The sequence below is a fragment of the Methanofervidicoccus sp. A16 genome (genome assembly GCF_003351865.1).
In the GTDB taxonomy this organism is placed as follows: Archaea; AGJL01; Methanococci; order Methanococcales; family Methanococcaceae; genus Methanofervidicoccus.
Genome location: NZ_CP022242.1, coordinates 608658 through 634248, shown reverse-complemented (window position 1 = coordinate 634248; position 25591 = coordinate 608658). Strand labels below are relative to the sequence as shown.

The window sequence follows — 25591 nt, the reverse complement described above, 5'->3', positions numbered from 1 at the left end:
ATAGTAATGTCTACTAGGAATCTATTTACCCTAATTTTTATTACCTTTATCTTATTGTTAAGTTGTCATGCTATAGATACAAAATACAAATGGGTTTCAACAATACCCATCCATTACGTTCCTCTCTCCTCCATTACCAGTGAAGACCAGTTGAACTACTACCTAAAAAACGATGATATAATTGTTTTTTACATAGACGATAAGTTTAACAGGAGGAGGAATGACTGGAAACTCTACAAACTCAATATAACTAGAGTTGTCCCAGAAAAGATTCCAGATTATGGGGAGTATATCTTTGTAGACTTGGGGAACAGTATAGTACTCTATCCTGAAGATTTTATTACATCCACTACAAATACAAAGTATGTTCTCCGTGATAATGACGGAGGACTAATATACTGTCCACCGAAACCTGTAAATAATACTCAGTATATCGCTAAACATGTACCTCCTACATATGTAGAGGTACCAGGCAAGATTCCAAGATATGACGGTTATGCCGTAATAACCAATGGTACCTTCATACTTTACCCTGAGAAGTACGTAGTTAGAAGAGAGGACGGTGTTTTAACCTACCATCCACCTATGAACTCTAGTGAAGATGTTGAATACCGAGAGGTGTATGGATATACAGTTAACAAAACTCCAGACTACTACAACTATACCTTGGTTCCTACTGAAGATATATTTATAATATACCCCAAGAAATACATTGTAAGAACTGAAGATGGTGTACTGATCTACAATCCACCTGTAGATGTGAAGGAGGATCTTCCAATATACAACATCAGTACAAGGGTAATAGATGCCGAGAGAGGTATATTTGAAATCAGACCTAAAAAGGTGCTTATAACCCACCACATAGATCCAGATGACAAAGAGATACTGGACTTCCTAGGATACTATGTATCTAAGAACAGCGGAATCTTCGCCTATATAAATAAAGTACCTCCCAGATATAGACACACCCTTATAACAGGTGTGGCTGTACAGAGGGCTGTATTAGATGATAAGGGAGATTATATAATAGAAGTAGCAGGACGTAAATTAAAGGTAGATTGGAGAGATGATAAACTAATAAATAAAAAGATAAAACATCTAAAGGCACTTTCAAAACTCCTGAATATAAACATTACATATATCTCCACAGGTTCTGAACTTCTAGATGTTGTCGAAGAGAGTGATATAGATAAAAATGAGTTGGAAGAACTACTTAACGACTACTGGTTCAGGAAATGGCATGAGGATACTTACTTCCACACCTATGTAAGTTCCCTCAATAAAGGATACTACTCGAAAGATTTAGATATCCTATCCATGGGTTACTATCCAACTATATACGTCCATAAGGCACCTGAAACCTTTAAAAATGATCCTGTGGGAGGTTTCTATCCAGAAACAGTATCTTACGTAGGAACTGTTAAAAAGGGGTACTGGAGAAAGGAAATAACCTCTGAAAACGAGTACTATCATTACATAAAGGATGAACCTAGTACAGATAAAGATGGTGGTATTACCCTCTGGTACTATCAGGGAAAATCTGTACCTTTAACTACAGATTCCAAGTTAAGCGAGGACAAATACAAATACTTTAATCACTGGTTTGTAAAGAACTACGGCAACGCCTTAGCCAAGGGAGTAGATGGGTTGTTACTACCTTCAAGTGATAAGTACCTCTTAGATGCGATACTTGGAAGGAACAATAGGGAGTTAAATTGGAAGTTGAATATAAAAGATAATGTAGAGTATATTGTAATACCTGGAAAAGGGAAGTCTACTATAGAAGATAATATCACAATACTTAAAGTACCTGGCATATTTGAAGATCTCTATGGGGTACCCTTTATAAAAGAATGTTATGTCCCTCCAGAGGATGAAACACCTGGTGTATATATAGGAGATATAGTTGAATATAACTATAGCATCCTGTACCATTGGAAAGATAATTACACCTGGATCTGCTCATTTAGAGACTACTCTCGATGGATAGACAACTACATAAAAAGTAATATCTATATAAGAAACAACAGTATAGTCCTACAGTCAAATATTCCTATGAAGGTAACTGTATATAGTAAGGGTATTGTCTACCCAGAGAACGTATCTGTTGAAGAATACAATAAGGAGTTGAATAAAATAGTTCTATACCTCCCAGGAGGGGCCTATATTATAAACTGATTCCTCCCCCCTTAAAAGAGTGAATCTTTTAATTGTGAAATTTTTCATTTTTTTACTCTAATTACACTCTTAAACAAAACTCTTTTATATTAAAATTCTTTTAAAGATATCTTGATAGTATATAAAAGAATTTTTAATAATTTTTTATTATCTATTTATTTTAATTTATATGTTTAAAATAATTTTTGGTTATTACTATTTTTATTAATTAAATAATTTTTATATTATTATAATATTTATAGTATCATCTACTCACAACTGGTGGTATCAATGGATGTATGGATAGATTTTACAAATTCGCCTCATGTTCATTATTTTTCGCAACTTATAAAGAGGTTTGAAAGGAAGGGGATTGAGTACATCATAACCTACAGGAGATTTAAAAATCTTGAATCTATAGTTGAACTCTACAATTATAACTCCCATCCTATACTGGTGGGATCCCATGGAGAGGAATTGGATGAAAAACTTATTAACTCTGCAGATAGGATTATTAAACTGACTAAAATAGTAATGAAAAATAAACCTCAGGTGGCTATTGCAAAACACTCAGTTGAACTTCCAAGAGTGGCATTTGGTTTAAATATCCCTTCTATATTCGTAGTAGATAACGAGTATGCAGAGGCCCAGAATAGGCTGACATTACCACTAGTAGATGAAATAATATCCCCCCAGGGCACCAACAAGGATCTTTTAAGAAATCAGGGCGGTAGAGATTTTTTAACCTTTGATGGCACCTGTGAGGTGGCACATATCAATTCCCGGTTGAACAACGTACTACCCTTGGATAGAGAGATAGTAGAGAAGATGGGGCTAAGTAGGGATCTCCCTCTTATAGTTATGAGGCCCTGTCCAAATTCCTCCTACTGTAACGGTAAAAGGGATATACTGCCCTATATAATAAAGGAGTTAAGGAGGATCATGGACTGCAATATCGTAGTATTTCCAAGGAGTGAGAAACAGAAGAAGGTATATTCCCCTCTAGGAGTTACCATACCTGAGGTTGTAGACTCCATATCTTTACTTTACTATGCAGATGCCATGGTTGGTGCAGGAGGTACGATGAATAGGGAGGCTGCAGTTATAGGAGTACCTACTGTTTCATGCTATCCTGAACGTATTCTCGGTGTAGATAACTATCTGATAGAAATGGGCAGGATGGTACATCTACTATCTGTTAGGGAGATTGTAAATTATATAGAGGACAACATTGGAAAGAGGAACAACAGTATAAATTTGGAGGATCCTACAGATCTGATGTTTGAGAGGGTATGTGAATACTTAAAAAGATAAAGGGGGGGCTCTATGTTCAAGTTTAAAAAAAAATTTCCATTAAGGAGTCCAATATACTGATAAAAACAGAGAATAAGGTGTATATCGAAATAGCTAAGAGTGTACTCCTTAGGGAGAGGCTACTTCTTGAGAATTATATCAGAAAACATCCAGAGTTTTTAACAAGTTATGAGCCTTTAGAAGTTGAAGAGGATGCTCCAAGGGTTGTAAAACTTATGGCGAGATCTGGGGAGAATGCAGATGTCGGCCCTATGGCAGCAGTTGCAGGATCTATCAGCCAGATAATCGTTGAGGACCTCTCTAACTACGGATGTAGAAATATTATCTCTAACAACGGAGGAGATATAGCATTGAGGTCCACTGAGGATGTTGTTGTTGGATTGTATGCTGGGAATTCGCCACTCTCCGCCAAGGTTGGATTTAAGATAGATAGGGATCGGACAATTGACGGTTATGGTGTATGTACCTCCGCTGGAACTGTAGGCCACTCTGTAAGTTTTGGGAATGCAGATGCTGTAGTTGTCTTTGCAAAAGAGAGCAGTATTGCAGATGGGGCTGCTACCAGTATAGGAAACTTTGCAGTCGGCTCTCCAGAGGAGGCTATAAACAGGTCGTTGGAAAGGGCAGAGTGTATTGAAGGTATTGACGGGGTCTTTGTAGTTGTTGGAAAGTACGCTGGTAAGGTGGGAAGGATTCCTAAGTTAGTTAAAACAGAGAGGAAAATTACCTATGGAGAACTCTTTGAGATGATTTGATTTCAGAAAATAATAATTAAAAAAATAAGATAAAAAATGAAAAAATTTACTCTTTTACCTAAGATATTAAATATCTTTCAATTCCCTAACTTTTTTGATTTTTGTTAATTATTTTTTATTTATTATAATTTTTATCAAATTTCTCAGTGGCTATTGTTTGATGAAATATTTTACTATTTTAACATTTTATTAAAAACCTTACTCCATTGGCAATATTCCAGCGTCCCTACAGGTTTTTATATCCACTATTATACCATTCCATGGATTATCGTCCTGGAGAACATTCCAATACTCTTCCAGTTGTAGGTTTCCACTTATCCAGGCCTCTTCAAAACTTGAACTTCCAACCAGGGTTGTTTCAAGTGCGTCGATGATACCACTTCCAGGTTTAACCTCCCATGCTACAAAAGCATGTCCAGGAACTATTATAATATAGGGGTGCATTCCTAAAGCTTCAATGGCTGAGGCGAAAAGAACTGCTCCATCGATACAGTTACCAGAAAGTGTTTCCAAAGATTCCCTTGGTAGTTTCACTTTTTGAACATAATCCTCTCCAAAGGCAATTGGAGTATTAACGTAGGACATTCCAGCATCCTGTAAGGTGTTGTATATGGCCTTAACTTGTAGGGCTGTATATACCCTCCACTCTTCTATGGAATCTCCAGGGTACTGGTATCCAGGAAGACTTCTGTAAAGTCCATAACTTCTGTAAAGATCGTCAGTTGCATACTCCTTGGCTACTGCAAGTAGATATTGTACTGATGTATCCTTTGGAGTTACAAAAACAGCGATATATTCATACATTGGCCATAGATTACCCTTGCTATCTTTTATTGCCCAAACCATTGTATCCATTGGATAGACATCGATCATAGTAGTTTCTTCATCCCAAACCTTCCATTCTCCATTCTTTTCATACTCGATCTTATAATGTAAACTAAACTTGGTCTTTGTCTTAACATCTTCAATCTTTTCCCTGATTAGAGGAATAGTCTGATTTATTACCTTAGTTTCTCCTGGCATTACTGTTACTGTTGTTATTGCTGGATTACTGTAGGACTGATATTCAGATGTTAGTTTAACTGTTACTGGAATGTCCATTGGATTTTTTATCTCGAAAGTTATATCAGGTAATCCAAGTTCATAAAAAGCATTGTAAAAGGCTAAGGGATAGGGTTCGTAATAAATAGTTGTTGTTTCAAGTTTGATAGTTGAGGTCTGGGCCTGTTTTGGAGTTATCTGTTGCGGAGTTGATATCTGAATCTGTTCTGGAGTTGCCTGTTGTTCTATACATCCAGTGAGGATTATTGAGAGTGCTAAAACAAGGACGACCCATATCTTCTGGATCTGGCTGTATAACATAAATACACCTCAATTATTATAAGAGGATATATAAATTGTTTTATTTGTTCTTTTATAAAATTAGTATAGATCTTGTAGTTTAAAAAATAATTTAAAAAAATAAAAACAGTAATTAAAAAATTAAAAATTATAATAAAAATTATAAAAATTTACAGTAAAAAAGGTAAAAAAGATAAAATAAAGGATATATAATCTTACTTAATAGGCACGAACATGGATCCTCTAGTTGCTCCTACTCCTGGAGCACCATGTTTAACGATCTGTCTTGTCAGGGCAAACTCTCCTAGATACCTTCCAATAGCCTCCTCTACTATTTTTACCTCCTTAAACTCCTGTCCGTTATGTATTCCAATGGTTAATCCTACCATCTCAGGAATAATTATAAAGTCTCTACAGTGGGTCCTTATTACCTTAGGCTCTTTACCTCTGTTTAATAACCTTCTAGCCCTTCTAATCTTCTTCAACAACTTTCTATGCTTTGGGTTTATGCCCCTTGCCAAACTCCTTAATAAACTCCTCCTCTGTCTTGCTGGGAGAAGTTCTGCAAATTTTTTCAGTGGCATCTTTTGGAGTTCTTCTAGAGTATGGCCCCTATACTTAAACTCTCCTCTCCTCCTTAGAGTCTCCTGTTTTTTCTTCCTTGCCCTTCTTCCTCCAGATTTTTTAGCCATGTTTTCACCGTTTTATACTTTTTTACCTCCTTCTACCTGTTCTTCTAGCAGCAATATGTCCAACCTTTCTACCTGGAGGTGCATTTCTTGAAATTGTTGTAGGTTTACCAGTGTGCTGGTGCCTACCTCCACCGAATGGGTGATCTACTGCGTTCATTGCAACTCCTCTTACCCTTGGCCATACTACTGCCTTAGCCTTCATAGCGTGGTACTTCTTACCAGCCTTTGTGAAAGGCTTCTCCTTTCTCCCTCCTCCTGCTACAACACCTATTGTAGCCCTACACATGGGGTGTAAAGGTTTTATCTGTCCTGAAGGAAGTTTTACCATAGTTTTTTCACTGTCGTGGGCAATTATATAGGCGTAACTTCCTCCAGATCTAACTAACTTACCACCATCTCCAGGTATAGTTTCTATGTTGTATACAGGAATACCTTCAGGTATGTGGCCTATTGGTAGTACATTTCCAGGTTTTATCTCTGCCTTCACTCCACACTCTATCCTGTCGTTAACTTTCATACCCTCAGGGACTAACATCAGTTTCTCTTCACCGTTGTCAAACTTTACAGTAGCCACTGGGGCACTTCTTCCAGGATCATGTAGTATGTCTGTTATTATCCCGACAATTTTATCTTTTTTCTCCAATTCGTCAAACTTTCTATACTTAACCTTTCCTCTTCTCTTGTGGGTAGGTGAGGTGTACTTTGGAGTACCTCTACCCCTATTCTGGGATATCAGCCTTTTACCCATCTTATCACCTAAAAGAAATTAATTAGTAGATACCTAAGTTGGCTGCAACCTCTCCAGCGTCGTACTCGTCCTTCAGTTTCACATAGGCCTTTTTTCTTCCCTGGGGTGTAATAAGTACATTTACCTTACTTACCTTTACGTTGAAGAGTTCCTCAACAGCCCTCTTAATATCTCCCTTAGTAGCCCTCTTATCTACGTAGAACACCAACTTGTTCTCCTCCTCGATAAGTCTCATAGTCTTTTCACTTACTACAGGCATCTTGATAATATCAAAAACATCCATAGAACCACCTCATTAAAATCTCTCCCTTAACTTCTCTATAGCCCCCTCAGTCCAGAGTGTCAACCTCCCAGCATCTCCTCCTGGTGCTATATGAAGTATTCCTAAACTATCTACAGTTATCACATCTACACCTGGTAGATTCCTGGCACCTTTAACAGCATTACAGAGATCACTTACAACTACCAATACACTCTTAGGTTTTCTATATCTTCTACCTCTCATTTTACCTTTTCCAGCCCTGATCTTAATACCGTTTTTCGCCCTCTCAACGTCTTTATCTAAACCTAAGTTTTTAAATATCTCAAATACCTCTTTGGTCTTAGATACACCTTCAAATTCATTCTCTATAACTAATGGAATAGAAGGTACATCCTCTACAACATGTCCCCTGTTCCTTACCAACTCAGAGTTGGCAGAGGCTGCTATAGCACTCATTAATGCCTTTATCCTCTCTTTCTTGTTTATCCTCTCATGGAGTATCTTCTCCACTTTTGGAGGATGACATCTTCTACCTCCTACAGCCTGGGGCACAAATGCAGCCTTACCTTCTCTTGTTCTCCTAACCCTTGCCATACCATGTCCTTTACCTATGGACTTTGCAGAGGTCCTCTTACCTGCCATTGGATCTACTCCCTTTGGCTGCAACCTTGCAGTAAATGCAGATAGGAAAGCCCTCCTAATTAAGTCAGGTCTATAGTCAGTTTCAAATACATATGGTAATTCTATCTCCCCCTTTTCAGAGCCATCTACACCGTATACTTTAGTTCTCATATTAACACCTTAAAATTATTTTTTAATTGCCCTGTTTAGACTCCCTACTTAGATAGGTTATCTCAGGTAGTCCAAACTTATCCTCTGGACACCTTATAGCACTTCTCAATACAATAAGCCTCTTTGGAGGACCTTGAACTGAACCTTTAAGGATTACGTAGTTGTTCTTGATTATTCCGTAGTGTAGGAACCCTCCCTTAGGAGTTACTTCTTCTCCGTTATCTCCAATCTTCAGTATCCTCTTGTTGTACTCTGTCCTTTGGTGATACCCCATCTGTCCAGCCATTGGTACTGTCCACATAATTCTCTTAGGTGTCCAGGGTCCTATAGAACCTACGTGTCTACCTACTCCCTGTCTCTTATGTTTTCCAAACTGTATCTTTACCCCCCATCTCTTAACAGGTCCCTGGAACCCCTTACCCTTTGTAACACCTATTGTATCTACAAACTCGCCCTCTGAGAATACATCCTTTATAGACATTGATTTACCTAGTATCTCCTTGGCGTAGGAGAGTCTCTCGTTGATGTTTTTACCACCTATTCTTATCTCCAGTATCTCAGGCTTCTTCTTTGGGAGGCATGTATTTTTGGGATTTGTATGAACTATGGCCCTTACATCAACTATCTTATCTACAAGTTTATCTAACTTGTCCACGTCAGATTCTCTTTCCTTTGGAAGGGTTATTTTTCTAGACAGTTCTTTATCTAAGTTATCAGCCCATACCTCAGTTAACGTCTTTAAACCCCTTGTAGTCCTTTCATAGACTCTGATGCCAGCAACGTTAATATCGGGAGCCTCCAATATGGTTACAGGTGTAAATACCTCCTGTCCAGCGTTTGGGCTTTTTGGATTGTTCTCCTTAATTAGAGCGTGTGTAGTTCCTGCCTTATATACAGGGAAAGCCTGGAGTCTAATTCTCTCCTCATCTGGCCAGGACCTTATTCTTGGAACTGGTCTCTTAGCCCTCTTCCTTGGACTAAAGGCCAAAGAACCTCTACGAGGTCTATTTCTATTCATACCCATAGGTATAACCTCCAAATTTTAATTTAATTAATATAATTACAAAAATTGTTAGAAGAATGTGTTTTTAAAGAATTTAAAAAGAGGATAGAGATGGAATAATACTTGTATTCTTTACAGAGTCTTCTTATATATACTTAACCCATAAATATTAATAACCTTGAAATGCCCATAAGGATAAATTTAAGAATAGTATATAAAATTTTTGGTGAGGTTATGAAAGGGATGGACTTAATGAAGTACTTTGAAAAAAAGGATAGTACCAGAGAAGAGATATTGAAGATCTCCAGGGAGATAGTAAGAGATTGTGCCATGAATATCCGCCACGTTCAAAAGATGAAGAGGGATGAGATCTCCTTTGAAGTGGTAGAGAAACTTAAAAAGTTGGAGGAGTTAACAGAGGAGTACTACGATTTCGGAAAGTATCTAAATCTGCCTCAACAGGAGTATGTGGAATTTCAGGTATTTTACAGTATAGTGTTTGAGGGAAGATATTTAGATTACCATGAACTGGAGGTAGAGGTTAAACCTGAGAACTACGTTCTAGGGATCTGTGATGTAGTGGGGGAGTTGAGAAGGATGGTATTAGAGTCTATAAAAAAGGACGATATTGAAAGTGCTGAAAGGTACTATAAATTTATGGAGAAAATATACGATGAAGTAATAAAGTATGACTATTATTATGTAATTGAAGGTCTAAGGAAGAAGCAGGACATATGTAGAGGTATCCTAGAAAAAACCTACGGAGATATAGTTACCTTCGTTGAAAATCTAAAGTTAAGGAAAGAACTTGAGAAACAGAGGGAGATTAAAGATTAAGAAATTTAAAAAATATAATATTTTTTATTTTAATTGTTTAAGGTAATCTAAATATTTAAATAAATAAATACAGTTGATATTAAAAAATATGGTAGGGCAGCGGGGATTTGAACCCCGGACCACTCGGTTATCAGCCGAGCACTCTAACCAGGCTGAGCCACTGCCCTACTTTTTTCTCCAAATTGTGCAAAATTTAATAAGTCAAAGTAGTATATAAACTTTTCTATAATCACTTAATTTGAATATAAAAAAGTATGGATATGTAGGTAAAATTATAGATGTCCCATAATATTTAATCATTATAACAATAAATAGATCGAAAACTAACTAAAGGAAATTAAAGTTATGGATAAATAAGTTAAATATTATTTCACTAGAAATAGAATAAAGAATATTTTAGGGTGCAATTATGATACTGTTTAAGGCCGATTATAAAAATTATTCTGTTCCCCAGTTAGAGAAACTGAGATTTAAGGAAGAAGACTTCTATAAGAGATATAATCACTGTGTACTGCTACAAACCTGTAACAGGGTGGAGGCATACTTTGATCCAAACTTTACAAACTTGGAAGATCTTAAAGAGGATTTTAAAGACTTTGAATTGATAGAGGGTGATGACGCCATTATCCACCTCCTGAGGTTAGCCGCAGGACTAGAGTCTATGATAGTTGGAGAGGATCAGATACTTGGGCAGATAAAAAGGAGTTATCATACTGCAAAGAAGTATGGAAAAACTACAAAGTATCTAGATATAGTGTTCCTAAAGAGTATCCATATAGGCCAGAGGGTAAGGTCTGAGACTAAAATAAATAAAGGGAAAGTATCCATAGCAAGTGCTGCTATAGAACTGTTGGAGAAGACTGTAGGACTGAATAATAAAAATATATTAGTTATAGGTGCTGGGGAGATAGGGACCCTCGTAGGTAAGGTACTTATAGAGAAAAACATCAAGGCTATATTCGTTGCAAATAGGACCTATGAGAGGGCTGAAAGGCTTGCGGAGAAACTGGGAGGCATGGCTGTACATTTTGATAAATTGAAAGAGGCCCTCAACTTCTGCGATGTAATTATATGTGCCACAGCATCTCCTCATAAGATATTGGATAAGGAGATACTTAAGGATGTTAAAGGAGAGAAGATCATTGTAGATATTGCCAATCCAAGGGATGTAGATGATAACGTAAAGGAACTTCCAAATGTTAAACTGTACACTATAGACGACTTAAGACTTGTATCTAAGGAAAATTTAGAGAGGAGAAAGAGAGAGATACCTGCTGTAGAGAGGATCATAGAAGAGGAGTTCCCTATCCTTCGAAAAAAACTTGAAAAACTTAACCTTGAATATCTAATAAAAGATTATAGAAGTTATATAGAGGGTATAAGAAATAGGGAGTTGGAAAAGGCTCTGAAAAAAATAAGATGTGGAAAGGACCCAGAGGAGATTTTAGTTAAGTTTTCAGAGGTTTTTGCAAAGAGGCTGCTCCATGACTTTATAGAGATTATCTACAGTAGTGATGTAGATAGAGAGGTTATAAAGACCATAGTTGCCTTGTTAAAAGATAGGGAAAGATCTTTAACTTAGAACTCTATAGGTATTGTTTATCCATTCAACGTAGATAACATCTCCTTCTCTGTATACACCATCTACTAGTGCCATTACAGAGGCCTTGGTACCCCATCTATCTGAACCTGCAACTACCATTATGGAGTAGTTTGGATTGTAGGGGTTCTCTATAGTTTGTATTACACCTACATGTTTTCCAGGATATTCTCTAGTTATTGGTACCTTCAGATACTTTAAAATATCTTTGGTGAGTTTATTTGCTTCAGGTCCTCCTACTAGAATAATGTTACAATTTACTGTTAGTAGGTTTTCACTATCTAAAAGGACATTTGGAGTATAGTATTCCACTAAACTTCTGTTAAATACTTTTCCATCTTTCAAGATGAACATCTCACTGTCGTTCTTTATTAAGTAAGCACCTTCTCCAAAATCTACCATATCCCTATCTTCAAGACTTACCTTGTAGTTGTTGATGTAAGTTATCCTAAAGTATTTAAAAAGTGTACTGTTTACCATTTTAATATGGTAGTTGTATATACTAAGAGGCCCTTTAACATTCTCTGGATCTCTATAAATCAAATTTATTTTATCTTCAGATAAAGATACTGTAAAATTCCTATTGAGGGAAAAATCTTTACCATCTTCTAGGATAGCGATGTTGTATATTTTTATTATAAACTTCCTTTTATCTACTCCCTCATAAAGTAGGGCTATCTTTTCATCTAAATAACAAATCTTACCCTTTCTTAATTTTACATTTTTTTCTACCGATGTATTACCCTTGCAAATATCAACAATTAATACCTGATTATCGACAGATACTAACTTTGGAATTATTCTATAATCACTATAGTTGAAAGAGGAATTAGTAGCGATCTTTTTTACTGAAGTGTATAGAATCAATTTCTTGTCATCTCTATTTAATACCTCATATTTTTTACCTAAGAAATCTATTTCATTATCGTTAGTTATCTTAAATGAAAGAATTATTTCTTTATATCTTAATTTACTATTGTTCTCTATTTCATATTCTATATACAATTTATATCTACCTTTATCCAAAGAAAGGTTTTTATTGTCAAGTATAGGTACATATTCTACTTTTCTTTCTAGAATATCCACTGCACTCTCATTCAAGATTTGGATCTTCCTTTTTAAGTAATACTTGTCCATAATCATCTTAGCGTACTCTACATCTGGAGTATCCTTGTTGGATATCACCAAGGCTGGAGTGGAGGTTATCGATAGGGAATAACTTAAAGGAAGTATTAGAAAAACTACCGCCATTACCTTAACTATTTCAATACATCTCAAACTTATCACCATTTAATTTATGAGTATAATATTAATAATAAAGAGGTTATTTATTTTTTATTTATGTGAATATAATATAGGTGAGAGATTGAGTGATAGAGAAGAAAAGGATATAAAAAAGTTGAAAGAAGAGTTAATACATGCTCTAAAGAATAGAGGCTGTATCAAATTTGGTGATTTCATCCTTTCATCTGGAAAGAGGAGTAACTACTATATAGATATTAAAAGGGCCATTACAGATCCAAGGATATTAAAAACTATCGCAAAAATGATAAGTAATTATATAGATGAGGAGTTAAAAAATAAAAACTTAAAGATTGGAGGGATTGAATTAGGTTCTGTACCAATAGCCACTGCAGTATCTCTTGAAACAGAAAAGGAGTTAATAATAATACGTAAAAAATCCAAAGACTATGGTACTAAAAGTAAGATAGAGGGGGATTTGAAAGAGGGGGATATGGTTATCCTAGTTGAAGATGTTACCACCACAGGAGGGAATGTTATAAAGGCTGTAGAGGAGATTAGATCCATGGGAGGAGTTGTTGATAGGGTATTTGTAGTAGTGGATAGAGGGGAGGGAGCCAAGGATAACTTAGAAAAAATAGGTGTTAAGTTAATACCTTTAATTACTGTAGATGAATTGATGTAAAAGGTATTGGAAATTAATATTCCGATACTATAGCCTCTGCCATATAAACCAATTTACTAAAATTCCACCTTTTTAAGATACTAAGATAGAGTAAGTTTTAAATACTTTAAATTAAACTATATGGTGAAAAAATACTCCTAAAGAAAAGGAGTGGATTAAAAATCATAATTAAGGGATTTTTAAGTAAAATTATTTTTATTTTTTAAATTTTAATACAGTGTTATTGGGATAGAATGGGTCTAAGGAAAAAGATAGTAACCTTTCTTCTATATTTCTTAGGGCTAACTATTATTCTTGCCATAATCATACACGTTGGAATCACCGAGGTTGTATCTGTACTACTATCTACAGACCCTCTTATCTTTTTACTGGCGGTACTTCTCTATTTTTTAGGATGTTATATACTTACTTTAAGATGGAAAACTATCCTGTCTATAAGTAATTGTAGAGCATCTTCTAAAAACCTCTTTTTACTGATTATGATGGGACAGTTTATAAACAATATAACCCCATCTATGAAAGGAGGGAGTGAACCTTTTAGAGCCTATTATCTCTCGAAGTTGGAAAATATCCCAAAATCTATATCTTTCTCTAGTGTTATAGTTGAAAGGGTTTTAGACACTGTTGCCTTTTTAGTATTGTCCCTTCTTGTGATTCTGTACTTTCTGATAGAAGGTATCCCCCTTGTAGAAGAACTTGTGGTAGTGTGGTTATTAATAGGTGTCCTCATGGTTATCAGTGTATATATTATAATGCATAGATCCCTCCCCTACAAAGTGGCATCAAAGTTGATAAGGATAATATCCTATGTATCTTCTAAAAACATACCTGAAAAGGAGATTTATAAGTCGATAGAAGATCTACAACAGAATATACTTTTTCTCCATAACAATAGAAAAAAGATGGTAATGCCCTTTATCCTTACCTTTCTCTGGTGGTTTTTAGATATATTTAAAAATTACATACTCTTTCTGTCCATTGGTTATAGAGTATCTCCAATAGCCCTCTCTTCAACCTACTTAGTCTCCCTACTTGTAGGTATCCTCCCCACATTACCAGGTAGTCTTGGAGTATCTGACGCTGTATCTATAACACTCTACTCCTACTTTGGAATTCCTCACTCCATCTCCACTACTGGAACCCTCTTAGATAGGGTGGTATCTTACCTAATACCTACGTTGTTTGGATTTGTTGCCTACTATATAATAAGAAGAAAATTAAAGAAGTAAGGTGAAACAGTGATTATAAAGGCCATCACTGGAAAAATTATGAGATCCCTAGAGGCATTTAAAGGATCAAAGCCTATATACGATAGAAACGACCTTTTAATTGTTAGAGGTATTTGTAGGGATAAAAGGTTTGAAGAGTACAACTCAATTAAGGAGTATTTAGAGGATAAATTGAAAGAGAACGGTTTTGAGATCGTAAATAATAGAGAAGATATAGAGTTGTTCGTAGAGAAAATAGATGAAAAACTGGGAGGTAGAGATAACTGTATATACCCAGATACCTTCGGTTTTGAGAGATTAAAAAGATCTTTTGAGGAGATGGGATGTCTCTGTGATTATGTAATTGGTAGAAAGGGAGATATTACAGTAGGCATATGTATGTGGTACGACAAGATAAAAAGGGAGCCTAAATTTGTAGAGGTAATATGCTGTTAAATCTTAGTAGATAATATAATTAAATATTAATCTTTTAATTTTTAATAATAATTATAAAAAATAAGTAATAACTAATTTTTATTTTCATCCTTATTTTATTTTTCTATTTCTTTTTTAAATAAAGGCCATACCAAATTGTGATAAAATAGTACCATAGGTGAAACCATGAAAGAGAATTACACCCCTGAAGACCTTGCTCAATGGGATAAAAAGTACGTATGGCACCCATACACCCAGATGAAGGAGTACGATCCTCCCTTTAAAAATCTAATAATAGAGAGGGGGGAGGGCAACTACCTTATAGACATCTACGGGAATAGATACTTAGATGCAGTATCCTCGATATGGTGCAACCTCTTTGGTCATAGTGAAAAGAGAATTATTGAGGAGATAAAGAGACAGGCAGATAAGATATGCCACTCTACTCTCTTGGGATGTGGTAATATTCCCTCTATACTCCTGGCGAAGAAACTTGTTGAAATTACCCCCCTTCATCTAACTAAAGTATTCTACTCGGAGGATGGTTCAGAGGCTGTTGAGATCGCCCTTAAGATAGCCTTTCAGTACTACCAGTTAAAGGATCCTGAAGGAAATAAAAAGAGAACTAAGTTCCTCTCTGTGAAGGAGGGCTACCATGGAGATACCTTTGGAGCCATGAGTGTAGGAGGTAGTGAGATCTTCCACGGTTTATTTAAGCCCCTCCTATTTAAGGGATATCATGGAAATCCTCCCTACTGCTACAGGTGTAGATACGGCCACAACTTCAGGGATACAGATGAGAGGATGGAGAAGGGGTGTAGTATGGACTGCCTCGAGGATATGTTGAAACTCTTGGAGGAGAAGAAAGATGAGTTGTTCTGTATAATACTTGAAGGGGGGGTGATGGGCTCTGCTGGGATGATCCCATATCCAGATAACTACATAGAGGAGTTGGCGAGGAGATCCAAGGAGGAGGGTATAATATTTATATTAGACGAGGTTGCAACTTTTGGAAGACTTGGTAGATATCTTTATTCCGAGAGGGAGGAGTTAAGAAGCATATCTAAACCAGATATAATTACAATTGGAAAGGGAATAACTGGAGGGTATCTCCCCTTAGCAGTTACCATGACAACTGATGAAATATACAACCAATTCTTAGGAGATTTTGAAGAGTTTAGACATTTCTTCCATGGACATACCTATACAGGAAATCAGTTGTTATGTACCTCGGCACTTGCCACCTTGGAGATATTAGAGGAGAAGAACTTCTTTAAGAATGTGAATAAGAAGATAGAGATGTTCCATAGGGAGTTAGAGAGGTTGAAGGAGTTGGAACATGTGGGAGATGTTAGAAAGAGAGGTTTTATGGTAGGTATTGAGTTGGTGAAAGATAAGAGAACTAAGGAACCCTACCCATACAGGGAGAAGGTGGCCTATAAGGTTGCAGAGAACCTACTTAAGAGAGGTATATATATGAGACCTATCCTTAACACCATAATATTAGTTCCTCCTTTAACTATTACAGAGGAGGAGATAGAGTTTCTATGTAGAAATCTCTATGAGGCAATTAGGGAAACATTGGGATAATTTGTATAGTAGTTGATGATATAATATTAAATTAATGATAATACTTAATAAAGAATAAATACAGTAAAAAATAAAATATTACTTGGTTTTGTACTATACTGTTAACCTTAAACCTTTTTTATTTTTCTCCTCATTTTAACTATTTTTTATTCTAATTATAATTTTAATTATTATAATTATTTTTAATTTTATTTAATTAAAATAAAATTGTGAAAATATGGATGCCCTACTTATGGCTGGTGGAAAAGGTAGTAGGCTAAAAGTTAAAATAGAAAAACCACTATTACCAATTTTAAAAAAACCTATGATAGATTACGTAATTTACTCCCTTCTAAACTCCAAAATAGAGAATATATACATTGCAGTGTCTAAAAATACCAGAAAAACTAAGGAATATCTTTCTAAGAAGTATCCTAATAAAAGAATAAAAATAATTGACACTCCTGGAAAAGGCTACATCTATGATATAAACTACTCTATGAGGTATTTCTCAGAGCCTTTTATGGTAGTATCCTGTGATATACCTACTATAACTCCTAAGATTATAGATGAAATCGTTGATGAATATTATACCTTAAGGTCTCAATATAGAGATTTAGAGGCCCTCTGTGTGGTGGTAGAGAGAGATAAGTATCTTGGCAGGTCTACAGTAGCCATGGGAAAGTACATCCCAATAGGTATAAATATACTCTATCCTGCAAATAGGGAACAGGTAGAAAAACTGTATATTCTAGAGGAACCTATTCTAAATGTGAATACCTTAGAGGAGAGGGAAATAGCGGAGGCAATTATCAAGAGTATAAATAATGATAACACTAAGAAAGATAATATTATATACCTTAGTTCTCATCAAGATTGTGATTAGAAGAATAATAAAAAATAATAAAAATTCTTATGAGAAATAATAATAAAATAATTCTGAAGGGATGGAGATAAAAAAGTAAATAACCTTATCCCACCATAGTAGTAATTAAAAAAATAATAAAAAGATAGTCATTATAATTATAAAAATCATAATGAAAATAATCAATTATAAAAATATTAGATATCCTTAGGATCTTTTTGAGCACTTAGGTAAGATAAAAAATTCTATTCTAAATCCCTGTATTAGAAGATATACAGAGGACCATCCCCTCCAATCTTCTTTTTAAATTTTTGTATCTAGGATAATAAAAGTTTTTTGTTTTTAAACATTTTCTTTATTTTTTATTTTTATTATTTTTATAGTTATTTTTATTATTTTTTTTAAACTATCTTAAAAAAGTAAATTGTAGTAATTCTATTTTAGTTTTTATTTTTATTTGAAACTTTTATCACATCACTATATCCACCACCTCTCCACAGTTAGGACACTTTGGAATCCCAGAACTTCTATCGATATTAATAATTATCCCTGTAAATTTCGATCTGTCTATAAGTAGAGTTCCACACTTTGGACAGTAGGTATTCTCCCCCTCATGTCCTGGGACGTTTCCTATATAGACGTACTTTAAACCCTCCTCTAAGGCAAGGTTCCTAGCCCTTTCTAAAACCTCTATAGGTGTTGGAGGGATATCTAACAACTTATACCTTGGGAAGAACCTTGTGAAGTGGAGAGGTGTATCTCTACCTAAGTAGTCCCTTACGAAGTGTATTATATTTAAAATATCCTCTATGTTGTCGTTGTAGGTAGGTATTATAAGGTTAGTTATCTCCACATGGATACCCATCTTTTTGGAGAGTACGGCAGTTCTCAGAACAGGTTCCAGTGATCCACTACACACCTCTCTGTAAAACCTCTCGTTGCCTTTTATATCTATGTTCATCCCGTCTATCTTTAAGTTTCTCAAGGGCTCCTCGTTTATATATCCATTTGTCACCATGACGTTGTATAAACCTTTCCTCCTGGCTATATTCACAGTATCGTACATAAGTTCGTAGAATACTGTCGGTTCAGTGTAGGTGTAGGATATACCGTCACATCTATATTCTAGTGTCATCTTTACTATATCCTCGGGGTAGAGGGTAGTATAGATAATCTCGTCAGGGGCCCTCTGGCTAACCTCCCAGTTTTGACAGTGTTTACACCTAAAGTTACATCCTCCAGTGGCTATAGAGAATGTAAGGGAACCTGGATAGAAGTGATAGAGGGGCTTTTTTTCAATGGGATCTACAGCGGCGGAACATACTTTACCATAGTTTATGGCGTAGAGTTTTCCATCTATGTTCTCCCTACACCTACAGAAACCTCTTCTACCGGGGGGAATTACACAGTATCTGGGACATAGGGTGCATCTAACTAATTTATTATCTAAAGGCTCGTAGTACATAGCCTCGTGGAGTTTTTCTTCATTTTTTCTGATAACCATAGTTATCCCAATTATAGGTGTTCTCCAACATTAAATATTTCAGTGATCTCCATAAGTACCTTACTCTTATATATAATATGGTATGTTCTCTGGGGAAGAACTCTTTTCTCTGTATTTAGGTACCTTCTAACGGATTCTTCTACCTCTTTACAGGATATATCTACTATCTCCCGCCGAGTTTCCAAGTTATGTATTTTCAAGATCTTACCGATAGGAATATCTGCAGATAGTAGATCCCTCTTAATGTTGTCCCTTAATGTTTTGTCCTCGATACTCTTCAGGGGGATCTTTGAGGTGGCGTATACTAAGGGAGTATCTTTAATCTTAAGTATTACACTTCTGTAGTTTATACCGTCTACTATTTTCTGACTGATGGTTTCCACAGTGATCTCATCGTTGAAGAGAATCTCCAGTAGGTTAGTAACACTTCCGTCGGTACCTAAGAGCATCTTCTCCTCGTTTCTAAGAGAATACTTTTTAGATAACTCATTTATAATTCTGTAAGGTTTTAACACCATTAGACATTCACCTAATAAAAATAATAATTTTAATAAAAATAAAAAATTTTATAATATTTATTTTTAATAATAATTGATTTTTATCAAGATTTTTCTAATAGAAATTAAGGTTATTGGTAGCACCATCTTTCTATATACTAACAAAAAAATATATATACTATCAGAAAAAACAAAAAATATAATGATTAATAATGATAAATTATTGTAGCCTGGTGAAGTTTATGAGAGTTGAAAGAGACATAAAGAGGGCAATCGCTCCTACCATTCTATCTAAAAATCTGAAAATTAAGGGAAATATCACTGTAAAAGAACTTATAGAGGAGACTGATAAAGAATTGAAACTAGAAGGTCCCAACCCTATGCCCAAGGTAACAGATCTAAGATACTGGGACTTTAAACTCCTAAATAGGTACCAGCCCTTCTATATGCCCATCTGTGATATGTGTTGCCTCTGTACATATGGAAAGTGTGATCTAAGTAAGGGAAAGAAGGGGGCCTGTGGAATTGATATGAAACTACAACAGGCTAGGACAGTACTACTGGCATGCTGTATTGGAACTGCCTGTCACGCTGCACACTGTAGACATCTGGTAGATACTCTGATAAAGAAGTTAGGAAAGGACTATCCTATCGATCTCGGCAACAGTATAGAGGTGGAGGCCCCTATAATAAGAACTGTAACAGGAATGAGGGTTAAAACCCTTGGAGATTTAAAGAAGGTTTTAGAGTACTGTGAAGAGCAACTTACCCATCTACTCTCTGCCACCCATACAGGACAGGAGGGGGATGTACTAGACTTTGAAAGTAAGGCACTCCATGCAGGTATGTTAGATGATGTAGTTAGGGAGGTTGGAGATATAGCCCAAATAGTTGGGTATCGTATGCCTAAGGGAGATATTGAGACACCTGTTGTAGATATGGGCATAAATTGTATAGATACTAATAAGCCTGTAATCCTCTGTATTGGACACAATGTAGTACCTAGTACTTACATAATAGACTATATGGAAGAGAAGGGGTTGGAGGAGGAGATAGAGGTCTGTGGTATATGTTGTACCGCACTGGATGCCACCAGATACAGTAGTGATGCTAAGATAGTAGGGCCACTATCTAGGCAGTTGATGTTTATAAGGAGTGGGGTTGCAGATGTAATTGTAGTAGATGAGCAGTGTATAAGAGTGGATATCCTAGAAGAGGCGAAGAAAACAGGATCTGTGGTAATTGCCACCAACGACAAGATGTGTCTAGGTTTAGAAGATCTCTCCCATCTAAGTGAGGACGAGATCATAAATAGGATACTAAGGGAGGGGGCTGGGCTGGTTTTAGATGAGAGTAAGGTAGGAAAGGTGGCAGTTGAACTTGCAAGGATATTATTTAAGAGTAGAAGAGGTATGAAGGAGAGATGTCTCCCAGGTCTAGAGGGAATAAGGGCACTTGCAAATAAGTGTACAGAGTGTGGTTGGTGTAATAGGGTATGTCCCAACTCCTTCGATGTGATGGAGAGTATAATTGATGCCAAGGAGGGTAGATTTGAAAAACTTGCAGATCTCTATAAAAGGTGCTACAGTTGTGGAAGGTGTGAAAGTGAGTGTGAGAGGGATCTGCCCCTTGTATCTATGATAACAAAGGTTGGAGAACTCTATCACAGTTTAGAATTTAGAGTAAGGGCAGGTAGGGGGCCAATACAGGATGTGGAGATCAGAAAGGTAGGGGCACCGATAGTTTTCGGTGAGATCCCTGGAGTTGTTGCATTTGCAGGATGTACTAACTATCCAAATGGGGAGGAGGAGTTGGCACTGATGGCAAAGGAGTTACTTGAGAGGAAGTATATAGTAGTCGCCGCAGGATGTGCCTCTATGTCCATAGGGATGTGGAAGGATAAGGACGGTAAAACACTGTATGAGAAGTACCCCGGGGAGTTCAAGGCTGGGGGACTGATCAATGCAGGTCCATGTCTATCCAACTGTCATGTAAGTGGTGCCGCCATAAAGATCGCAAACATCTTCGCCAAGTTGCCATTGGAGGGCAACTTCGCCCAGGTTGCAGATTACATATTAAATAGAGTTGGAGCCGTTGGTGTTGCCTGGGGTGCCATGAGTCAGAAGGCTGCAGCAATTGCAACAGGGTTCAACAGATGGGGGATACCAATAATAGTTGGACCTCACGGTATAAAGTATAGGAGACTGTACCTAAGTGATGGGGAGGACTTCGAGGTGTATGATAAGAAACTTAAGAAGGTTATAAAGATAGATCCTACCCCTGAACATCTGATAACCGCTGCAGAGAACTTCAAGGAGTGCCTCTGTATGATACCAAAACTCTGTATGAGACCTAACGATGGAAACAAAGGTAGAAGTATGAAGGTATATCACTATGTAACATTGTACGAGAAGTACTTCGACTGTATGCCTCCAGATCTGGAGAAGTTCATAAGGACAGAGAGGGATATACCATTTATGTTGAAGGATAAGATAATGGGGTATCTGAAGGAGAAAGGTTGGGAACCAAGGAAAGAGATACCTCAGGAGCCTACTCTACTTTATTAAAAATAATATAAATCTTTATAATAATTAAAAATAATTAAAAATGGATCTTTAAGATCTTCAAAACTAAAGAAAATAAACAGATCCTCTTTAATAATTATTTCCTCTAGTAGGTCTCTAAAAAGGGTTATAGGCAGAATATGGCAGACATGTTGGTTTGTCTTATAAATTTTTTCCTGGTGGAAGTATGTTGGGAAGGAATATTCCATATCAACCTACAGCAGGTACCAATCTACACCATGCAGAGGTTGTAAGTACAAAGATAGCAGTTAGTATGGTTAAGAGGAGTAAGAAACCTCTCTTGGTAATAGGGGAAAATGGGGGCGAGGCTGTTAAATACCTGGAGGATCTAAATATAAAGAAGATATACACACCTAAGGAGATGAACCTCTTAGATATTATAAAGAGGGTAACAAGGGAGGATTACGATCTAGTAATATTCATCGGTATAACCTACTACTACCTAAATCAGGCACTCTCTCATCTAAAAAACTTTTCAAATACGATAACCTTAACTCTCGATGGGAAGTATATACCAAATGCCCGCTACTCCTTTCCAAATATGGAGTATAATGAGCATATAGAGGCAATAAAACGTTTTAGGATGTTGTTAGATAACCTCTAAGGTGGTGTAATGAATCCTAAGATAGTTGTAATAGATCCTACAAAGTGTTCAAAGTGCAACGACTGTGTAGTTAAATGTGAAGAGGTACATGGGGTGGCAAGGATAAAGAAGGCGGAGGGAGTGCCTATCTTCTGTATGCAGTGTGAAAATGCTCCCTGTATGAATATCTGCCCTGTAGATGCAATATATCTTAAAGATAATATACCAGTTGTAGATAGGAACAGATGCATAGGATGTAGTATGTGTGAGATAGCCTGCCCAATTGGAGCCATATTCACAAAGGACAAGGTTGCCCATAAATGTACCCTCTGTCTAGATGTGGAGAGGATAACTCCTGCCTGTGTGGAGGCCTGTGGAGATAGGGCTCTAAAGTTAATATGTGATGAGTGTCTAGAGGCTATAAAGGAACCTAAGAGGAAAAAACTGATAAAGGTACTCTCAGAGGGGATAAAGGAGATACTTCATTAATTACAGTTAAGGTGTGTATGTATGATAAGGATCTTCGGTGTAAGTGGTAGTCCAAGACCACAGGGTACCCACTACTTAGTCAATTACGCCTTGGAGTATCTAAAGGAGAAAGGTTGTGAGGTAAGGTACTTCTCAGTTTTCAGAAAGGATATAAAATTCTGTATCCACTGTGATTACTGTGTAAGAAAGAGGGAGGGATGTATCCACAAAGATGACTTAGGGGAGTTCTACGAGAACCTCATATGGGCAGATGGGGTAATAATAGGCACTCCTGTATATCAAGGTACTATAACAGGACAGTTGAAAACACTGATGGATAGGTGTAGGGCTATAGTTGCAAGGGATCCCAAGATCTTGAAGAACAAGGTAGGTATGGGTATCGCTGTAGGGGGAGATAGAAATGGGGGGCAGGAGATTGCACTAAGAACCATCCACGACTTCTACATGATAAACGAGATGATACCTGTAGGAGGGGGATCCTTTGGAGCCAACTTAGGTTCCACATTCTGGTCAAAAGATAAGGGGAAGGAAGGAGTTGTAGAGGATGAGGAAGGGTTAAGATCTCTAAGGAAAACCTTAAAGAGATTCTTAGACACTTTGAAGAGTACTAGATAATATTTACTCCTCTTCCTCTTCTTTACTTATTATTTTAACACTGTTTATTTTACTTTCATCAATTACTACTACATCTTTTATACCTAAAACTATCTTAAAGGGTATCAATTTATAGTACTCATCTGAGGAAGGTATTGGGCTATTTTCTGAAGGTTCTATATCTAAAGAGATTATTTTTCCAGTATTTTCGTCGAAGACAACATCTGTTACCTTTCCTATGATACCTCCCATATTACCTATTATAGATTTTCCACAGAGTTCTCTAAAGGGTATCTTAGTCATAATCTCACCTCATTTTAATAATAAAAAATAATAATAATAATTATTTTTATTTTATATAAAAAGTTAAAAGTGATAAAAATGATTTTGATAATAAACAATGGAGGTCAGTACGTTCATAGAATACATAGAAGTTTGAGATACTTAGGGGTGCCCTCAAAGGTAGTTCCTAATACTATATCTCCCGAAGATATTGGAGAAGAGGTAAAAGGGATTATACTAAGTGGAGGGCCAGATATCGAGAGGGCTTCGAAGTGTATAGATATTATCTTGAATGCAAAGGTTCCAATACTAGGTATATGTTTGGGGCATCAGTTGATATGTAAGGCCTATGGTGGAGTAGTTGGAAGGGCGGAGATGGAGGAGTACGCATACACTAAGATATACGTAAAGGAGGAGAACGATATATTTAAGAATGTTCCAAGGGAATTTACAGCCTGGGCCTCCCACAGGGATGAGGTTAAAGTACCACCTAAGGATTTCAAAGTTTTAGCATACTCTGATATCTGTAGCGTGGAGGCTATGAAACATAAGGAGAAACCTATATATGGCGTACAATTCCATCCAGAGGTCTCCCATACCGAGTATGGTCCAGAGATCTTGAAAAACTTCTGTAATGTTTGTAGAGTAGATTAAACCCTAATTCTCATCAAAATGATAATTTTTAAAGAATAATAAGAATAATTATAAAAATAAAATAAAAAAATAAAAAAATGTTAAAAAACAAAAAACTTCCATTATCCTAGATACAAAAAATTTTAAAAAGAAGATTGAAGGAGAATGATCCTCTGAATATCTCCTATATTATGTTTGATGGGAAGTAAGATTACATTATTATTACCCTTAAACTTTTATTATTTTTTATAATATTTATTTTCATTATTCTTCTAATCACAATCTTCATGGGAATTAGGGTTAGATTAATCTTTTTATATGGAAAAGGTTTTTAAAATATAATTAAAGGGGATTTTACCAGTTTCCAGTGTATAATTTAGCCTAGGAGGTAAGAATTATTACTTTTATTTTTTATATTATGATAATTATTATTATTTATTATTCTTTTAATTACTATCTTGAGGAATTAGAGTTTTAAAATAATAGTATATATTAAAACTCATCAGGTAAGATCATGACAACATCACTTAAAACCTTACCTCCAACTTTAAGGGAAAAGAAGAGATACATATCTTTTAAGATCATATATCCAGAGGAGTTATCCAACAACGAAGTAGTTCAAATAGTTAGATCTGCGATTATCAACTACTACGGTATATGGGGGTGCTCAAAGAGTAATCCCTGGTTAATAAGTTATAACCATCCAAAGGGACTTCTGAGGGTGCAGAGGGATGAGGTGGATTTTGTAAAATCTGCATTGATAACGTTTAACGAGTATAAGGATAAACCTATAAATATAATAGTGTTGGGGGTTTCTGGTTCCATTAAAAAATCCAGGGAGAAATTCTTAAAGGAGCCTCATATAGAGTACTATAAGGTTATAAGGATGAAGAAGAGGGAAAAGAAAAATAAGGGATAA

26 protein-coding genes and 1 tRNA gene are annotated in these 25591 nt (G+C 36.0%); 16 read left to right on the top strand and 11 right to left on the bottom strand.

Going from position 1 to position 25591, the window contains the following annotated elements:
• Nucleotides 1–6 precede the first annotated feature (6 nt).
• From CFE53_RS02945 to CFE53_RS02935, 3 genes are all read left to right on the top strand, one after another.
• A complete protein-coding gene (locus tag CFE53_RS02945) occupies nucleotides 7–2178 on the top strand; it encodes a hypothetical protein (RefSeq protein ID WP_148120404.1) in 2172 nt (723 codons plus the stop codon).
• Between the two features lie 270 nt (nucleotides 2179–2448).
• The gene (locus CFE53_RS02940; protein WP_148120403.1) at nucleotides 2449–3471 is read left to right on the top strand and encodes a DUF354 domain-containing protein; all 1023 of its coding nucleotides are present in this window, start codon (nucleotides 2449–2451) and stop codon (nucleotides 3469–3471) included.
• 32 nt (nucleotides 3472–3503) lie between these two features.
• Nucleotides 3504–4226 carry a UPF0280 family protein gene (locus CFE53_RS02935; RefSeq protein ID WP_148120402.1) on the top strand — a complete coding sequence of 241 codons (723 nt, stop codon included), beginning with the start codon at nucleotides 3504–3506 and terminating at the stop codon, nucleotides 4224–4226.
• A 198-nt stretch (nucleotides 4227–4424) separates the two neighbouring features.
• Here the strand turns inward: CFE53_RS02935 and CFE53_RS02930 are convergent, their stop codons facing one another.
• From CFE53_RS02930 to CFE53_RS02905, 6 genes are all read right to left on the bottom strand, one after another.
• Nucleotides 4425–5588 carry a hypothetical protein gene (locus CFE53_RS02930; protein WP_148120401.1) on the bottom strand — a complete coding sequence of 388 codons (1164 nt, stop codon included), beginning with the start codon at nucleotides 5586–5588 and terminating at the stop codon, nucleotides 4425–4427.
• Nucleotides 5589–5782: 194 nt separating this feature from the next.
• Nucleotides 5783–6259 carry a 30S ribosomal protein S19 gene (locus CFE53_RS02925; RefSeq protein ID WP_148120400.1) on the bottom strand — a complete coding sequence of 159 codons (477 nt, stop codon included), beginning with the start codon at nucleotides 6257–6259 and terminating at the stop codon, nucleotides 5783–5785.
• Between the two features lie 22 nt (nucleotides 6260–6281).
• Entirely contained in the window at nucleotides 6282–7007 is a 726-nt protein-coding gene (locus CFE53_RS02920; protein WP_148120399.1) for a 50S ribosomal protein L2, read from the bottom strand.
• A gap of 22 nt (nucleotides 7008–7029) precedes the next feature.
• Nucleotides 7030–7290 (bottom strand): 50S ribosomal protein L23, encoded by a 261-nt coding sequence (locus CFE53_RS02915; RefSeq protein ID WP_148120398.1) that lies wholly within the window; start codon nucleotides 7288–7290, stop codon nucleotides 7030–7032.
• 12 nt (nucleotides 7291–7302) lie between these two features.
• On the bottom strand, nucleotides 7303–8061 hold the full coding sequence (gene rpl4p / locus CFE53_RS02910; protein WP_148120397.1) for a 50S ribosomal protein L4: 759 nt from the start codon (nucleotides 8059–8061) through the stop codon (nucleotides 7303–7305).
• Between the two features lie 22 nt (nucleotides 8062–8083).
• Nucleotides 8084–9085: a 50S ribosomal protein L3 gene (locus CFE53_RS02905; RefSeq protein WP_148120396.1), complete on the bottom strand. Its 1002-nt coding sequence runs from the start codon at nucleotides 9083–9085 to the stop codon at nucleotides 8084–8086.
• 213 nt (nucleotides 9086–9298) lie between these two features.
• Here CFE53_RS02905 and CFE53_RS02900 point away from each other — a divergent pair, with 213 nt between their 5' ends.
• On the top strand, nucleotides 9299–9901 hold the full coding sequence (locus CFE53_RS02900; RefSeq protein ID WP_253254773.1) for a haloacid dehalogenase: 603 nt from the start codon (nucleotides 9299–9301) through the stop codon (nucleotides 9899–9901).
• 89 nt (nucleotides 9902–9990) lie between these two features.
• Here CFE53_RS02900 and CFE53_RS02895 read toward each other — a convergent pair.
• Nucleotides 9991–10068, bottom strand: a tRNA-Ile gene (locus CFE53_RS02895).
• A 242-nt stretch (nucleotides 10069–10310) separates the two neighbouring features.
• Between CFE53_RS02895 and hemA the strand changes: the two genes are divergently transcribed.
• Complete coding sequence (hemA, locus tag CFE53_RS02890; protein ID WP_148120395.1) at nucleotides 10311–11483, top strand: glutamyl-tRNA reductase; 1173 nt, start codon at nucleotides 10311–10313, stop codon at nucleotides 11481–11483.
• On the opposite strand, the gene CFE53_RS02885 is transcribed toward hemA, so the two are convergent.
• Nucleotides 11475–12779, bottom strand: coding sequence for an S-layer protein (locus CFE53_RS02885; RefSeq protein WP_172456349.1), 1305 nt, complete (start codon nucleotides 12777–12779; stop codon nucleotides 11475–11477). The two genes, hemA and CFE53_RS02885, sit on opposite strands and share 9 nt — an antisense overlap.
• Nucleotides 12780–12900: 121 nt before the next feature.
• On the opposite strand from CFE53_RS02885, the gene pyrE reads away from it, so the two are divergent.
• The 5 genes from pyrE to cobY all read left to right on the top strand — a co-directional run bounded on the left by pyrE (nucleotide 12901) and on the right by cobY (nucleotide 17526).
• Nucleotides 12901–13428 (top strand): orotate phosphoribosyltransferase, encoded by a 528-nt coding sequence (gene pyrE / locus CFE53_RS02880; RefSeq protein WP_148121138.1) that lies wholly within the window; start codon nucleotides 12901–12903, stop codon nucleotides 13426–13428.
• Nucleotides 13429–13661: 233 nt separating this feature from the next.
• Nucleotides 13662–14657 (top strand): UPF0104 family protein, encoded by a 996-nt coding sequence (locus tag CFE53_RS02875; RefSeq protein WP_148120393.1) that lies wholly within the window; start codon nucleotides 13662–13664, stop codon nucleotides 14655–14657.
• A 9-nt stretch (nucleotides 14658–14666) separates the two neighbouring features.
• On the top strand, nucleotides 14667–15092 hold the full coding sequence (locus tag CFE53_RS02870; RefSeq protein ID WP_253254771.1) for a DUF2120 family protein: 426 nt from the start codon (nucleotides 14667–14669) through the stop codon (nucleotides 15090–15092).
• Between the two features lie 165 nt (nucleotides 15093–15257).
• Nucleotides 15258–16661 (top strand): adenosylmethionine--8-amino-7-oxononanoate transaminase, encoded by a 1404-nt coding sequence (gene bioA, locus CFE53_RS02865; protein WP_148120392.1) that lies wholly within the window; start codon nucleotides 15258–15260, stop codon nucleotides 16659–16661.
• 217 nt (nucleotides 16662–16878) lie between these two features.
• Nucleotides 16879–17526 (top strand): adenosylcobinamide-phosphate guanylyltransferase, encoded by a 648-nt coding sequence (gene cobY / locus CFE53_RS02860; protein WP_148120391.1) that lies wholly within the window; start codon nucleotides 16879–16881, stop codon nucleotides 17524–17526.
• A gap of 448 nt (nucleotides 17527–17974) precedes the next feature.
• Here cobY and amrS read toward each other — a convergent pair whose 3' ends face one another.
• Nucleotides 17975–19009 (bottom strand): AmmeMemoRadiSam system radical SAM enzyme, encoded by a 1035-nt coding sequence (gene amrS, locus CFE53_RS02855; protein WP_148120390.1) that lies wholly within the window; start codon nucleotides 19007–19009, stop codon nucleotides 17975–17977.
• Between the two features lie 11 nt (nucleotides 19010–19020).
• Nucleotides 19021–19527, bottom strand: coding sequence for a chorismate pyruvate-lyase family protein (locus tag CFE53_RS02850; RefSeq protein ID WP_148120389.1), 507 nt, complete (start codon nucleotides 19525–19527; stop codon nucleotides 19021–19023).
• Between the two features lie 209 nt (nucleotides 19528–19736).
• On the opposite strand from CFE53_RS02850, the gene cdhA reads away from it, so the two are divergent.
• The 4 genes from cdhA to CFE53_RS02830 all read left to right on the top strand — a co-directional run bounded on the left by cdhA (nucleotide 19737) and on the right by CFE53_RS02830 (nucleotide 23778).
• Nucleotides 19737–22073, top strand: a complete 2337-nt coding sequence (cdhA, locus tag CFE53_RS02845) for a CO dehydrogenase/acetyl-CoA synthase complex subunit alpha (protein WP_371678275.1) — start codon at nucleotides 19737–19739, stop codon at nucleotides 22071–22073.
• A 184-nt stretch (nucleotides 22074–22257) separates the two neighbouring features.
• Nucleotides 22258–22695 (top strand): carbon monoxide dehydrogenase beta subunit family protein, encoded by a 438-nt coding sequence (locus tag CFE53_RS02840; RefSeq protein WP_148120387.1) that lies wholly within the window; start codon nucleotides 22258–22260, stop codon nucleotides 22693–22695.
• A 9-nt stretch (nucleotides 22696–22704) separates the two neighbouring features.
• Nucleotides 22705–23163, top strand: coding sequence for a 4Fe-4S dicluster domain-containing protein (locus CFE53_RS02835; RefSeq protein ID WP_148120386.1), 459 nt, complete (start codon nucleotides 22705–22707; stop codon nucleotides 23161–23163).
• A 24-nt stretch (nucleotides 23164–23187) separates the two neighbouring features.
• Complete coding sequence (locus CFE53_RS02830; protein WP_148121136.1) at nucleotides 23188–23778, top strand: flavodoxin family protein; 591 nt, start codon at nucleotides 23188–23190, stop codon at nucleotides 23776–23778.
• Between the two features lie 3 nt (nucleotides 23779–23781).
• Here the strand turns inward: CFE53_RS02830 and CFE53_RS02825 are convergent, their stop codons facing one another.
• Nucleotides 23782–24060 carry a PRC-barrel domain-containing protein gene (locus tag CFE53_RS02825; protein ID WP_148120385.1) on the bottom strand — a complete coding sequence of 93 codons (279 nt, stop codon included), beginning with the start codon at nucleotides 24058–24060 and terminating at the stop codon, nucleotides 23782–23784.
• A 78-nt stretch (nucleotides 24061–24138) separates the two neighbouring features.
• Between CFE53_RS02825 and CFE53_RS02820 the strand changes: the two genes are divergently transcribed.
• Together CFE53_RS02820 and CFE53_RS02815 are read left to right on the top strand one after the other, a co-directional pair.
• Nucleotides 24139–24693 (top strand): GMP synthase subunit A, encoded by a 555-nt coding sequence (locus CFE53_RS02820; RefSeq protein ID WP_148120384.1) that lies wholly within the window; start codon nucleotides 24139–24141, stop codon nucleotides 24691–24693.
• 493 nt (nucleotides 24694–25186) lie between these two features.
• Complete coding sequence (locus CFE53_RS02815; RefSeq protein ID WP_148120383.1) at nucleotides 25187–25591, top strand: Rpp14/Pop5 family protein; 405 nt, start codon at nucleotides 25187–25189, stop codon at nucleotides 25589–25591.